Genomic DNA, 12,824 nt, shown 5'->3' with positions numbered 1-12,824 from the left:
TGGTACTATTTTATTGCTGCTTTATTGTACTTGTTTTTATATTCAAGGGGAGAGAGTCCTGTAAACCGACGGAATATCTCGCGAAAAGCCTTGATGTCTGTATATCCAATAGTGTACATCACTTCATTTACCGTTTTCCTCGAGCTTTCCAACTCTTTTTTTGCCGATTCTACTTTTATCCGTTGAAGATATTCCACGGGCGTATTGCCTGTCGCCTTAATAAATCTACGGTCGAAATTCCGACGTCCGACAGTGAATTTTTCAGATAATTTCTCCATGGAAATTTTTTCTGAAAAGTTATTCTCGAGATAGTCCTGTGCACGCATGACCATTTCATCTCCATGTGATTTTTGACCATTAAAGATCATAAAATCGGACTGTGTTTGTCTGGCAATATCAATTTGAAATATTTTGGAGCAATAAATAGCCGTCTGTCTGTCGTAGAACTTTTCGACCAGGTAAAGGAGGAGATTAAGGAAGGAATAACCGCCACCATTGGTATTGATTCCTTGCTCATCAGTAATAATTTGTTCTGTTTTTAAGTTGAAATTTGGAAAGAGCTTATGAAAATTGGCCGCTGATTTCCAGTGGATAGAGCAGTTTTTGTTATCCAGAAGCCCCGTGGATGCGAGCAGATATGCGCCGGTACAAATGCTTGCAACATTTGCTCCCTTGGTATAATGGTCTAATATCCATGCTGAGAGCATGCTATTACCAGCTTCTATCGCACTAAAATTGGAAATGACAGCGGGTACAATAATGAGGTCGGTCTTTTGAATTGTAGCGATATCTTTCTGCGTCATGACCGTTAATAATCCATTAACAAAGTTACTCTGTTTGGAAACTCCTGCCAATTCTATATTAAATATAGGTTCCCTGTTCAGTTGATCGTAATAGCGGTTCGCTTCTGTGAATACATGGTATGTTCCAACAATGCACGATATGGTATTAGGGCCTGTCTGACTGTCTGGAACTAAAATCGTTAGATGTTTCATGTTGAAAGTTTATAAGATTGAATAAACGATAATACGCTTATTTGATGCTATTCAAATATACCGAAACGACTTGTCTAAATCAACCGCTGAGAATGTCTATTTTACACCCCTTTTTGTGTTTTGAAGTCCGCTATATTTGATCTATAAATTTAAATTAATACCACAAGATGGTACGAATGATCGCAATATACAAGACTCCTACGAATAGGGAGTTTTTTGACAATCACTATTTTGAGATACATATTCCCTTGGCAAAAACGCTTCCGGGACTTATTCGTTATGAAGTGGCCAAAGGTGGAATTATGTCTACGACTGGACACGACGATGTGTATTGTATTGGAACTTTATATTTTGAAAGTTTAGCAGCGATTAAAATAGCATTTGCGTCTGAACAAGGAAAGGCTTGTGCAGTTGACCGGAGAATCTTGGCACCTCATGTTCATGATGTTCAGATTTACATATTTGATTCGATTGAGGTATAGGAATATAAGAAGTATGAGTTAACGTTATAAAATACGATGAATGATGAAAAAGGACGATTTTAAAATAAGCATTACCGTTGAAGCAGGTGCTAAACGCGTATTTGAAGCAATCAATAATGTCCGCGGATGGTGGTCTCAAAATATTGAAGGGCCAACCGCTGCTTTGCATGATGAGTTTATATATCATTATCAGGACGTACATCGTTGTCGAATACGGATAGAAACGATGGAAACAGATCGTAAAGTAGTCTGGCAGGTCCTCGAAAACTATTTTAAATTCACCCAGGATGAACGGGAATGGACTAATAGTTCCATTATCTTCGATATTGTGGAAGATGCGGGTACAACTACATTACATTTCACTCATCGTGGGCTTAATTCCCAGATGGAATGTTATCAGGTATGTCATGATGCCTGGACGTATTATATAATGGACAGCCTAAGACAATTGATTTTAATGGGGCTGGGACAGCCTACTCCAAAGGAGGAAATAGCGCTGGGGGCTATGGAAGAGAATCGCATACCACATGATCCTGGGACAAAAAGTATCTACCATAGACTGTTGATTGAAACTCCTGTAGAGACTGTTTACAAGGCGCTTACAACGGCGGAAGGACTAGCAGGCTGGTGGACACCAGATACGAAGGCAAAGCCGGAGATTGGTGCGATCCTGCGCTTTGGATTTGGTCCCAGCTATTTTAAAAATATGGAAGTTATTTCGCTAAAGCCTTATTCCAGGGTCGAGTGGCGCTGTGTTAAGGCATTTGAGGAATGGATTGGAACAACACTGACCTTTGAACTTGAACCTCAGCAAAAGGGATGTATGCTGCTGTTTCACCATGATGGCTGGGCAAATTATAGTGCGGAATTTGCTTCCTGCAGTTTTGATTGGGCGCTATTTTTCCGGAGTTTAAAATTTTTCTGTGAAAAAGGAAAGGGTTTTCCTTATCCCGAATTTAATGTATAAAATTCCCGAAGGGGCATAGTGTATTTTGGTATAAAATGAGACTATCGCAATAGCTCGGCACCACTAAGAAAAGTTTTTTGGCCGTCTGTCGTAGCAGATATGGATGATGAGAACCAGTAGTGTACAACAAAAGCCTGTCAATATCACGCCATTCCATTGAAAGTATTTCCAGGCGAGCGAGGCCAAGTAACTACCCAATCATCCACCCGCAAAGTAACTAAACATATAGACTGTATTTAGTCGGTTGGTTGCCCCTAGATTTAAGGCAAAGAAAGCAGATTGATTGCTGATATGCATTGATTGTAAACCCAGGTCAATTAAGATTACACCAGCTATTAATCCGATATAGCTATTTATAATCAGACACCAGAACAAGGGAGTAATCTCGCTGAATATGTTAAGAAAGCCGACTTTAGGGCGGATGATCAATCGAGTTATATCATTATTGCTGCGGAGTATGCCATTGTGAAAGAATTACGGCATCACTTTCGGGAGGAAAAAGGGAGAACTTCACACGACCTATATGCCTGCGCATACTGGAGAGCGGGGCATGCAGAAAGTGAACTTATGAATTTAAATGAGCCGATCTAGTTCTTGAATTAGTTACTGTTAATCTAATTTTATTAGTTTTGCAGGAAATTAATTTAGAACAGTAATTAAAATGGATGAGCCATTGATATCCTATATCACGAGTAAAATTACGGTAACGGAAGATGAATTACATCTAATACGCTCATATTTTAAACCTTTAAAGCTAAAGAAAAATGAGTTTTTGTTGGCCAATGGTGAGATAAGCCAACGCTCATTTTTCGTGACCAAGGGGTGTTTACGTATTTTTTTTATTAATGAGTCTGGACAAGAAGCAACACGCTACTTTGCCTTTGAGAATCAGTTTGCAACCGCATTAGTCAGTTTTATTACAGGAGAAGAGTCCGAAGAATTTATTCAGGCTTTGGAACCTACTGAAATCTACTATATCAATCATAAGGATTTTTATCATTTGTTGGACCTTATTCCACAATGGGAGAAGTTCTACCGTATCTATTTGGAAATTGCCTATGTAACAAATACAAAGCGTCTGATGTCATTTTTAATGCAAGATGCCCTTGAAAAATATCGTTTATTGTTGGATGAAAATCCAATGGTTGTCAGAAGGCTATCCAATAAAATAGTTGCTTCCTATCTGAATATTTCACAGGAGACCTTGAGCCGTTTAAAGTCAAAGCTCTAAAACTCAACTGGCCTATGCAGTTCTTCGATGCATAGGCCAGTTGAGTTTCAGAGGAAGATAGATGAAAATAGTGCAGACTGATCAATCAGGTTTAAAGATTTATTTGCTGATTTCTCTTTTGCGAGAAGTATTATAGACAATGATCACACTAATCGTCATCAGGATAAAAGCTAAGAAAAACGGCGCGCCAGAAAATTTAAATGGTGCTTTGTCATGGGTGAAATAATAAAATAGGTTTGTCATCATTGGTGGACCAATAATCGATGTTGCACTCATTAAGCTCGTTAGTGCACCTTGAAGTTCACCCTGTTCGTTTGAGGGGACATTTTTGGTAATAACAGACTGAAGAGCTGGTCCACAAATACCACCCAAGCAATAGGGGATAAGGAAGACGAACATCATCCATCCTTCGCTTGCAAATGAGAATAACAGTAGTCCAATGGCATACAGGGTCAATCCATAGAAAATGCTTTTTTGTTCACCAAGTTTGGGTGTTGTCCATCGAATTAAAACACCCTGAACCAATCCAATCAATAATCCAATAACACCTAATGAGATACCCACCATTCTTTCTGTCCAGTCGAATTTATACATGGTGAAGAAGTTCCAGTTACTTTGAACTGCATGGCCTGCGATATAGATTAAAATTAAGGCAACGATTAATCCGGATATTTCTGGATGTTTTCCAAGAAACTTAAAGGATCCAATTGGATTTGCGCGTTTCCATTCAAAAGCTCTACGTTTTTCTTTATCTAAGCTCTCAGGTAAGATAAAATAGCCATACAGGAAGTTTAGCATACACAGTCCTGCGGCCGCATAAAAGGGAACCCTGGCACCATAGTGACCGAGTAGACCGCCGATAACTGGGCCAATGATAAAGCCTAGACCAAATGCAGCGCCTATCAAGCCAAAGTTCTTTGCCCGATCTTCATCTGTAGATATATCGGCAATATATGCACTTGCTGTTGTAAAACTGGCACCTGTCAATCCGGCGATGACGCGTCCTAAGAATAACCAACCTATAGTTGGCGCGAGGGCAAGAAAGATGTAGTCTACAGCAAACCCAAAAAGTGAGATCAAAATAATTGGCCTTCTGCCATATTTATCACTGAGGTTACCAACGACGGGAGAACAGATGAATTGTGTGAAAGCGTAGGCAAAGCCAAGCCAGCCGCCATATTTTGCAGCTTCACTGACATCGCTATGAATCAATTCCTCGATAAGTTTTGGAACAACGGGAATAATGATTCCCCAACCCGTAATATCGATTAGTAGTGTAATAAATATGAATCCGATTGCTGCTTTTTTCTTGGAATTTTCCATCATGATTCAAAAGTAATGAAATCCTTAAAAACTTGTTTGTTATTTAATTACTAATTTGTGCTGCGTGTTATATTTTCGGTTGTGTTAACAAACCGATATTAGGGGGCTTTTTTCTTTCAATAAGTTCTATGCTAATCCCATTTTTGTTGAGAAGCATTCAATACGTGTTTGTACGTTATGCTGCTATAGTAGAGGATACTAGTTTTTTTCGTGTGTTTACATGATTGATGGGCAATCCCACATCGTAAAAGTGCCGGCTTTTTTTTGACTAGATGGCTTTACATTTGGGACGGTGTTGTATATCGAAATTACATGAATTCGCAATAAAGCACAGTTTATTTGCTTGGGCATGTAGCGATAAAGCAAGCTCTATCTGGAATTCATTTGTGATGAGAACCTCGGGGTGTAATGTAACTTCTGTAAAACGACCACTTCCATCTCCATCCGTTTCAAGGGTAGCGATAGCATTGTCCGTATAGGATAAAACCTCGATGCTATTTTTCGAGCAGACGTATAAATAGGACATCATGTGGCAAGAAATCAGGCTGCTAAGTAGCAAATCTTCCGGATTGTACAATGCGGGGTCACCCTTGAATGCTTTTGCTGCGGAAACTTGCAGGTCAGCTTTCCCTTCGATCGCGATGTGATGGCTCTTTGTATAAATTTTTGAACCCATAGCACTTGGCTGTTCAGGATGGTTCCAAGTTAAGGACGCTTTAAAGATATGTTTGTAACTCATTATGTTTCAAATTTAAGGTATTCTCCAATATTATAGAAGGTCTAGTCCGCCAATTACAGGATGTGTAGGATAGGTCGAATTGACTAGATCAAAATTTTATATTTATCATTTGGAACAAATCGGCGGTTCAATAAACTACTTTGTTTGTAATCAGACTACAGTAGCGTCTGATTACAGTACTGTTATGTGCGAACAAAAGTGATATAATCTGTGTTGATAGGCTCAATCCCATTTTTTCGCATTTCGCTTGCTATTTGCGCTCTGTGATAGGTGCCATGATTAAAGACGTGTAACAGAATGTCGTTGGCCTTATTATGAAAATCCTGATGCTGTGTGTTTGTATAATTGACAATTTCATCGTCCATATCATTTCTGCGCTGAATCTGCTGCCCAAATCCTTCTGAAGCTAAATCGTGATACCTTTGGCAATCAATGATACTGTGCTCATCCCAAACACCAACAGGCGGTTTTTCACCAGTTAATCGACTTAACCAAATAATCTGAGCATTGACAATATGGCTAAAGAGCCGTTTGCAAGAATGAGGTACTTTTTCGCCTTCACTTTTCAGTTTATCCAGTAGTGCTGTATTGGCCCAGTTATTATATAACCAAAGCTGCATAAAAGTAGTTGACATCTAATTGTTGTTTATGTGGGTTCTATAAAATTAAATATACGGAAGATCGCAATAATTTTTTGCAAACCCCACCAATCGTTCATTTATGGACAACTTATGTTTGTAAATAAATATTTTAGTGATTGCTACGCATTATATTTACCTTATTAGGTAAGTTTTGAAAATTACCAACTAAATTGAAATTATAGATAACGCTTTTCTATATTGATAATATAGCAAATTACTTTATTTGCTGGATGAACGAGCTGTTGCGGGCACGCTAAAAATCATATTCATTTTAAAGCAATATATTTGTTACAATTTTATTGTTTTGTGCGTATTTCTGTTTTTTTGATTTGCTCAGATCCTAATAGGGATATATTCAGATTGTTAGCGTTAAAGGTTGTTGTTTTTTGTCGCAGAAATGTCTTTTTGCGTTATCACTTGAAAAGTCAGACTACCACAAACTAAAGGATATCATTATATTAGACTGATATTATTGAAAAGTATGCTATCTATGAACAGGTTTTTCCAAAATTACAATACGGGGAAACGTATTATTCTTCATTTGTGTTTTTGGTTTTTGGTTTTTGGTTTTGGGAATGCAATTCATTTCCTATCAGCGGATAGATATTGATAATTCCTGGATTTTGTTTGTAAAGGACGTCTTTTCTTTGTTGACAATATTTTATGTGACAGCATATATCATCATTCCGCGGTGGTTTATTCCAGGGAAGTTTGTATTATGTATATTATGGTTGTTGTTTATTTACGCCTGGTGGTCGTTTCTAAGTTACTTTGCTGCCCTATTAACGTTGAAATATCTAACACCAGATGTTCGCCTGTCAAGCTATCTTGAAATAATATTAAGTCAAGGAATCTTTGGTGCTTTTCGTCTTTCTTCCATTAGCGATTATTTGTTGGATTTTATTTTTTTGGTGGCGCTGCCATTGACTGTAAAAATTGTACAGGCATTTATGTCTGTCAGAAATTCAAAAATGAAACTCGAATTGAAAAATTCAGCACTGGAATTGAACAATGTCCAGTTGGAACTTGCCTTTCTAAAATACCAGATTAACCCACATTTTTTACTTAATACACTTTATAGTATCTATGTGCTGGTATCCGATCATGATGAAAGAGGCGGCGAAAATATGATGCGTTTAAGTAGTATTATGGTGTATTTACTGCATGAAAGTAATCAACCCAGGATAGAAATTAGTCGCGAATTTCAATTGCTAAAAGATTATGTTGAATTGGAAAAGTTACGCTATAGCGAGACCGTGCAGATCAGTCTAAATTTAGCAGCTGATGACGAAAACTGCATGATGGTTCCTTTGATCTTTTTTCCGTTTGTAGAAAATGCATTCAAACACGGCCCTCGGCTAAGTTCTTCGGCGGGATGGATATCCATAGACATTAAGGTGAAGGATGATACGGTATATATGCACGTGGCTAATGCGTATAGAGAACTTTCAAAACCAGAAAATTATATCGGCGGATTAGGGATAGAAAATGTAAAAAAACGACTGGAACTTCATTATCCTCATAATCACAATTTGGAAATAAAGTCGCAGGAGGGTGTATTTAGTGTTAATCTTGTTGTAACTTTACATTCGGAAACAGAGCCGTAGCACCAAAGCAACGGGTTGCGAAGTACTTATGAATGGAATTAAAACTATCCTTATTGAAGATGAGCCTATTGCGAGAGGTCGCCTGGAGAAATTAGTTTCCAAATTAGGCCTGATCGAAGTATTGGGTGTATTCGAGAGCCCATTGCAAGCAATTGACATTTTAAGGCAGCACGAGGTAGATCTCATTTTGTCGGATATAGATATGCCTGAAATGGACGGAATTACCTTTCTCAAAGGACTTGCTCATCCACCATTTGTTGTTTTTATAACTGGGCATTATGAGTATGCGGTCGATGGATTTGAGCTGGATGTGATCGATTATATCTTAAAGCCACTCCTGACGGAAGAGCGCTTGATCAAGGCAATTGAAAAAGTCCAAAAGGCAATTTTGTTTTCTAGAAGGGGCCCACAGGGTGAAAGAAAGGCTATTAAGATAAAGGATCGGAACAAAACTATTTTTATAGATCCGGCGGATATTTTCTATCTAAAAGCCTGGGGGGATTACATTCAAATTTATACGTTAGAAGGTATGCAAACGTTGCTGTCTACCATGAAAGATATGGAAGCAGAACTGCCTTGGGATATGTTTGCTCGTATGCACCGGTCCTATATTGTCAATATCAAACAGATCAAGGGTGTTGAGGCAAGTAAAGTCATTCTGAAAAATGGGACAGAACTCGGTATAGGTTTACAATATCGTAATCAACTTTTCGCGAAGATGGGACTCTTATAATTTATCGGATTCATACGTTCTTTCTGTTTCCCAATTTGCATTTTATAATAGCCAAGCATAAAGTGGTAAACGGCAAGTTCATGTAAGCGTTGATCAGACATGAACAATCGATTAATAAACATATGAATGTAGCTTGATAGTAACGATGTCCGAGCCGACTTGAATTCATCTTGCTCGTTATGGCTCTGTAAGGTGTTAAATATGCTGTATTGAAGTGCATTTAGTTTCTTTTTCGATTCTTCTAGGTTGTCTAAAGGTTTGTCGAACCAGTCTTTTTTCTCTTTAAACTTATTGTTGAGATGAATCCAAAGGTTTTTATTATTATCAAATTCTTGCTGATAAAGGGTATTCATCTGTAGGCAGAAATCTCTTTTCTCGATCAGTGTAAATTTTGCAGCTTCTAATAGCGACTCAATATTTTCGAAAGCCAGGCGCCATCGATCATTGATTGAAGTACTTTGTTGAATAACCTTCAGTACCGTTTCGCTCTGTTGATAGAATAGCTCCTCACTAAGTTCCATACAAAATGGGGTATAGCGTTCAATCTCCCGTGTATAAGTGTCAAAGGATAGCGTTGATATCTGGCCATCTTTAATAAACTGTTCCAGTAGGGTATTAAGCGTGGATATAACGAAATAATACTGGCTTGGATCTGAAAGCTCAACTCTAAACCTAATGTGGGGCGATGGATCGTTGTACCGTATAAAAAACCATTTTTTTAGGACATTTTGTTGACTAATTGTGGCTACGATAATGGGGAAAACTTCCTTTAACAAGGTGTCTGCAAAATGTAAACCACAATAGATCTTGGCGTAAAGCCATTCACTGCCCAAAGGGAAGCATCTTTTTAGGTTATTGTCTTGCGGAGCTGATTCATTTGTGAAAGTCTCCTGTTGTGATTCTATTGGAATAATGATTTCGTTGGCAAAAATATGTCCATCTTTATCCCTGGCTATTGATGAATAGTCATTCAGGATATATTCGGTTAATATGGTCTCTCTTTTGCACATATGATCCAATATGATTTCTATGCAAAAAGGATTGTCTAAATTTATCAACAGTTCATTATCGCCGCTGCTGATGATGACCATTGCAGGGATTGCTAACTCCGCTTGTATATTTTTTATGAAAGCCTGAGGGTTGCTGGGGTATTTCGCTATTTTTTGAATTCGCCACTGGGCTCTAGACAAGATAATATTTTTGTAGCTTATTCTTGGGAGCCTCCGCTGCTCTTTCATAATTCCCCAATTCCAGGAAAGATCCAACCTATTATTTTGGAACTGAAAATCTGCGAGAAACTTGTAAATATTCATACCTTGTTCAAAATTGTGGGCCGTCGTCAAACGGGGGATAACCATTTTATTGAATTTCTTGGACCACAAGATTAGACGCTGTTCTTTAAGGAACAGGTATAAGTCATTAACATCAATTTGCTCTTGTTCTTCGTCGATTGTTGGGCTTAGACAAATTGATGTCTTTCGCAGCGCAGGTCTATAAATTATATTACCAGCATTATTGTCTGGGTAATGACAAATCTCGGCAAGTATTGCATTGGGAAACTGCTGTTGCTCTTTGTTGGCCGATTCTTTTAATTTGTTATGCAATTCTTCATCCAAATGTGCAAATCTGGAAATTAAGTTTCCTGATGACGAACCACCAATAGTACCTAGATTGAAGAATAAATTTTCCTGATATGAACTTCTAAGGAGATTGCCGATGGCATAGAATGAAGAAGGGATAGTATGAACTGTTCGTTTACGCTGTTTAGCGATATGATCTAGATCTTTGCCGGTCAGCCGAATTTCGGTGAATTGATTTTTTACACTTGCTACAAATTTTTCAATGACCAGATCTTGATAATGGTGGTCCCCATATTTTTTTTCGCCCGTCGGAGTGATGTTTTTAACATCCCCGAGTATTTCATCCGTTATATTGTAAACACCTTCTTGACGTCCGTAACCAATCCCAATATCGGGGTCTAGAGCTGTCGTTAGCGGGACCATTCTATCTTCATATTTAACAGAGAACGCAGCTCTAAACTGGTCAAAATCTGTTAACTTAGCCTGGCTGCAAAGTGGTAGTAAATCCTGAAATTGATCTCTTATGTGATTTAATGCGGTATCTGATAAATTATTTTCTTCCATCCCCATGAGGAGATCCCCCTGTAACGAATTGGTCATATCGAGATCTGGAGCCAAAGGCTGCAATAATTTAAGGATGGCGGTTCTGGTCTCAATGATAGATTGAGAACTATGAAGCCATCTTTTTATCGTTAATAAAGGATTTAAATAATTTTCCGCCTTATCCACTCTTTCAAGCGTCGTTATCAGGCTATCCAGATAACCTCGGCCAATTACATTGGGCTGTAATTCAGAAGATATGATTCCAAGGCTGATGAGGTTATTGACGAATAGGGGCGCATGGGTTGTTGATGCTCCAAGACCTTGCAGCAGATCGATTAACGATTGATAGTGGCTGGTTCTCTTATTACGTTCAAAGTATTGGATGACTCGATCCAAAACTGGGGTAAGCCTTATGCGTTTCAGGATATGCTGTCCTTTCTTCCCATTTTTCACTTTTTGATAATATTTGTAATATTTACCATCTAAGTATAAGGTCGGATTGATACGATAATAGAGTTGACTGTAAATTCTTTTGTCTTTTGATAGCTGTTCAATAATTCCTGTCAAAATGGTGGCGTCCAGTTTTAATACAGCTTTATTCGCATTAGTCCTAACTAACGATACCTTTTTTTCGGAGACGGCAATATTTCCAAAAGATACCCCTGCGAATAAACCGAAAGGCGTACTTCTGGTGCTCATCCTAATCGCATATTTGAGTAGTGAAGCGATCATTTTTGAGCTGCTCTCTTTCTTGTATTCAAGCTATTTTTGAACTTCTACCGAGAAGGCTGGGCTTGCCAGAAATAGGGCTTCTTTTAATTGCTCATTTTGAAACAAATGACGCAGTTTCTCTTCTATTTCATGTCTCTCTTTAATCGTTAAAAGATCAACGGCAAATGCAGCTGGAAGCAGCGGCGTACGCAGAAGAAAGTAATCGGATAAGTGGAATAAAGACATGAATTAGTAGGACTAGTATTGCATGACTTGTTTTATACTGGACTGAAACATTTCGGGCGAAATTGGTTTTTGTAGCGCAAAATGCTTTCTGTTTTTGATAAATTCCGGATAATGCCAGCGTGACACAGCGGACGTAATGATCAGGATAGGAATATCAGCGATCAATTCGGCAAGTGTATTAATATTACCGCCGCTAACAATGAGATCGAGGAATAGGATGTCTGCAGATTTTAGATCATGACTAAATAATGCTGGATTTTCAATGTCTTCAACCATCTTTATCAATTGAAGATCTGGAAACATGTGAATGTATTCAACTATCTTTTTTGTCGCCAGGGGTTCATCCTCAATGAGAATACATTTAAGCTTGGGTGAAGTCATATACTCGGTTCTTTTTTTATTTAGTAGTCAATAAAGACGATTGCTGTAAAGGCGCCTACCAGAACGCCTTCACAGCATTATCCTCTTTTATATTACTTTTGAAGATGCAACTGTCTTAATAGTTACCAGTTCCATATCATCAAAATCAAAAAATGAGATCGGTTCGACCACGCAGACAGTTTGTACATCCAATACAAAATCCTCCGCTAAAAAATTTTCAATGTTTTCCATAGTTATACGTTTAAATTGTAAACAAATGTGCTGTCTATGGAAAAGAACAACGAAAAATATCGATAGAATTGAAAATGAATCGGACGAACTAAAGAATCTATTCGACGAAAAAATAGCGCCTGTTCCTATTTCTGTTCGCCGTGTATTAGATGCTGTTCGAATAGTCTGCCAGATTATAATGAGCATTGAAAGAAGGTCCATCGTATGCTATTGGAAAATTCGACGAAATAGCATTTGAGTACGATGAAACAGCAGTAGCTTCATTGTAGTATTCCATCTGGTTCGTTATCTTAGATTCGTCTATTTTAGCATCAAAAAACCATTTCTTTAGCCATTAAAGCCATGTAGCTTAAATAGATAAACCAACGAGAGGGCTTGAGGTAATTCCTTAAACCAAAAAAGCATCTACCAAAA

The 12,824-nt window shown here is 38.1% G+C and carries 15 protein-coding genes; 6 read left to right on the top strand and 9 right to left on the bottom strand.

Annotated features, from left to right (window positions below):
• Positions 1–5: 5 nt before the first annotated feature.
• Positions 6–995, bottom strand: coding sequence for a helix-turn-helix domain-containing protein (locus AACH28_RS02630; RefSeq protein WP_341832155.1), 990 nt, complete (start codon positions 993–995; stop codon positions 6–8).
• A 167-nt stretch (positions 996–1,162) separates the two neighbouring features.
• Between AACH28_RS02630 and AACH28_RS02625 the strand changes: the two genes are divergently transcribed.
• From AACH28_RS02625 to AACH28_RS02615, 4 genes are all read left to right on the top strand, one after another.
• Entirely contained in the window at positions 1,163–1,477 is a 315-nt protein-coding gene (locus AACH28_RS02625) for an EthD family reductase (protein ID WP_341832154.1), read from the top strand.
• A 40-nt stretch (positions 1,478–1,517) separates the two neighbouring features.
• On the top strand, positions 1,518–2,444 hold the full coding sequence (locus AACH28_RS02620) for an SRPBCC family protein (RefSeq protein ID WP_341832153.1): 927 nt from the start codon (positions 1,518–1,520) through the stop codon (positions 2,442–2,444).
• Positions 2,445–2,789: 345 nt separating this feature from the next.
• Positions 2,790–3,035 carry an SIP domain-containing protein gene (locus AACH28_RS25465; RefSeq protein ID WP_407073638.1) on the top strand — a complete coding sequence of 82 codons (246 nt, stop codon included), beginning with the start codon at positions 2,790–2,792 and terminating at the stop codon, positions 3,033–3,035.
• Positions 3,036–3,105: 70 nt separating this feature from the next.
• Positions 3,106–3,675: a Crp/Fnr family transcriptional regulator gene (locus tag AACH28_RS02615; RefSeq protein ID WP_341832152.1), complete on the top strand. Its 570-nt coding sequence runs from the start codon at positions 3,106–3,108 to the stop codon at positions 3,673–3,675.
• Positions 3,676–3,774: 99 nt separating this feature from the next.
• Here AACH28_RS02615 and AACH28_RS02610 read toward each other — a convergent pair whose 3' ends face one another.
• From AACH28_RS02610 to AACH28_RS02600, 3 genes are all read right to left on the bottom strand, one after another.
• Positions 3,775–5,001 (bottom strand): TCR/Tet family MFS transporter, encoded by a 1,227-nt coding sequence (locus tag AACH28_RS02610; RefSeq protein WP_341832151.1) that lies wholly within the window; start codon positions 4,999–5,001, stop codon positions 3,775–3,777.
• 265 nt (positions 5,002–5,266) lie between these two features.
• Entirely contained in the window at positions 5,267–5,737 is a 471-nt protein-coding gene (locus tag AACH28_RS02605; protein WP_341832150.1) for an OsmC family protein, read from the bottom strand.
• A 182-nt stretch (positions 5,738–5,919) separates the two neighbouring features.
• The gene (locus tag AACH28_RS02600) at positions 5,920–6,372 is read right to left on the bottom strand and encodes a DinB family protein (RefSeq protein WP_341832149.1); all 453 of its coding nucleotides are present in this window, start codon (positions 6,370–6,372) and stop codon (positions 5,920–5,922) included.
• A gap of 671 nt (positions 6,373–7,043) precedes the next feature.
• Here AACH28_RS02600 and AACH28_RS02595 point away from each other — a divergent pair.
• Together AACH28_RS02595 and AACH28_RS02590 are read left to right on the top strand one after the other, a co-directional pair.
• Positions 7,044–7,985: a histidine kinase gene (locus AACH28_RS02595; RefSeq protein ID WP_341832148.1), complete on the top strand. Its 942-nt coding sequence runs from the start codon at positions 7,044–7,046 to the stop codon at positions 7,983–7,985.
• 28 nt (positions 7,986–8,013) lie between these two features.
• Positions 8,014–8,718, top strand: a complete 705-nt coding sequence (locus tag AACH28_RS02590; RefSeq protein WP_341832147.1) for a LytTR family DNA-binding domain-containing protein — start codon at positions 8,014–8,016, stop codon at positions 8,716–8,718.
• Here AACH28_RS02590 and AACH28_RS02585 read toward each other — a convergent pair.
• From AACH28_RS02585 to AACH28_RS02565, 5 genes are all read right to left on the bottom strand, one after another.
• Complete coding sequence (locus tag AACH28_RS02585; protein WP_341832146.1) at positions 8,688–11,573, bottom strand: lantibiotic dehydratase; 2,886 nt, start codon at positions 11,571–11,573, stop codon at positions 8,688–8,690. The genes AACH28_RS02590 and AACH28_RS02585 overlap by 31 nt on opposite strands.
• A 30-nt stretch (positions 11,574–11,603) precedes the next feature.
• The gene (locus tag AACH28_RS02580; RefSeq protein ID WP_341832145.1) at positions 11,604–11,798 is read right to left on the bottom strand and encodes a hypothetical protein; all 195 of its coding nucleotides are present in this window, start codon (positions 11,796–11,798) and stop codon (positions 11,604–11,606) included.
• A gap of 12 nt (positions 11,799–11,810) precedes the next feature.
• On the bottom strand, positions 11,811–12,179 hold the full coding sequence (locus AACH28_RS02575) for a hypothetical protein (protein ID WP_341832144.1): 369 nt from the start codon (positions 12,177–12,179) through the stop codon (positions 11,811–11,813).
• A gap of 87 nt (positions 12,180–12,266) precedes the next feature.
• Positions 12,267–12,410 carry a hypothetical protein gene (locus AACH28_RS02570; protein ID WP_341832143.1) on the bottom strand — a complete coding sequence of 48 codons (144 nt, stop codon included), beginning with the start codon at positions 12,408–12,410 and terminating at the stop codon, positions 12,267–12,269.
• A 145-nt stretch (positions 12,411–12,555) separates the two neighbouring features.
• A complete protein-coding gene (locus AACH28_RS02565; protein WP_341832142.1) occupies positions 12,556–12,687 on the bottom strand; it encodes a hypothetical protein in 132 nt (43 codons plus the stop codon).
• Positions 12,688–12,824: the final 137 nt, after the last annotated feature.

The sequence above is a fragment of the Sphingobacterium thalpophilum genome (assembly GCF_038396785.1).
GTDB lineage: Bacteria > Bacteroidota > Bacteroidia > Sphingobacteriales > Sphingobacteriaceae > Sphingobacterium > Sphingobacterium thalpophilum_A.
This window is presented reverse-complemented; position numbering and strand designations above follow the sequence as displayed.

Coding starts and splice junctions, on each gene's coding strand:
- AACH28_RS02575 (WP_341832144.1), bottom strand. CDS start 12,179: ATGACTTCACCCAAGCTTAAATGTATTCTCATTGAGGATGAACCCCTG.
- AACH28_RS02625 (WP_341832154.1), top strand. CDS start 1,163: ATGGTACGAATGATCGCAATATACAAGACTCCTACGAATAGGGAGTTT.
- AACH28_RS02600 (WP_341832149.1), bottom strand. CDS start 6,372: ATGTCAACTACTTTTATGCAGCTTTGGTTATATAATAACTGGGCCAAT.
- AACH28_RS02585 (WP_341832146.1), bottom strand. CDS start 11,573: ATGATCGCTTCACTACTCAAATATGCGATTAGGATGAGCACCAGAAGT.
- AACH28_RS02570 (WP_341832143.1), bottom strand. CDS start 12,410: ATGGAAAACATTGAAAATTTTTTAGCGGAGGATTTTGTATTGGATGTA.
- AACH28_RS02565 (WP_341832142.1), bottom strand. CDS start 12,687: ATGGAATACTACAATGAAGCTACTGCTGTTTCATCGTACTCAAATGCT.
- AACH28_RS02590 (WP_341832147.1), top strand. CDS start 8,014: ATGAATGGAATTAAAACTATCCTTATTGAAGATGAGCCTATTGCGAGA.
- AACH28_RS02620 (WP_341832153.1), top strand. CDS start 1,518: ATGATGAAAAAGGACGATTTTAAAATAAGCATTACCGTTGAAGCAGGT.
- AACH28_RS02580 (WP_341832145.1), bottom strand. CDS start 11,798: ATGTCTTTATTCCACTTATCCGATTACTTTCTTCTGCGTACGCCGCTG.
- AACH28_RS02630 (WP_341832155.1), bottom strand. CDS start 995: ATGAAACATCTAACGATTTTAGTTCCAGACAGTCAGACAGGCCCTAAT.
- AACH28_RS02615 (WP_341832152.1), top strand. CDS start 3,106: ATGGATGAGCCATTGATATCCTATATCACGAGTAAAATTACGGTAACG.
- AACH28_RS02610 (WP_341832151.1), bottom strand. CDS start 5,001: ATGATGGAAAATTCCAAGAAAAAAGCAGCAATCGGATTCATATTTATT.
- AACH28_RS02605 (WP_341832150.1), bottom strand. CDS start 5,737: ATGAGTTACAAACATATCTTTAAAGCGTCCTTAACTTGGAACCATCCT.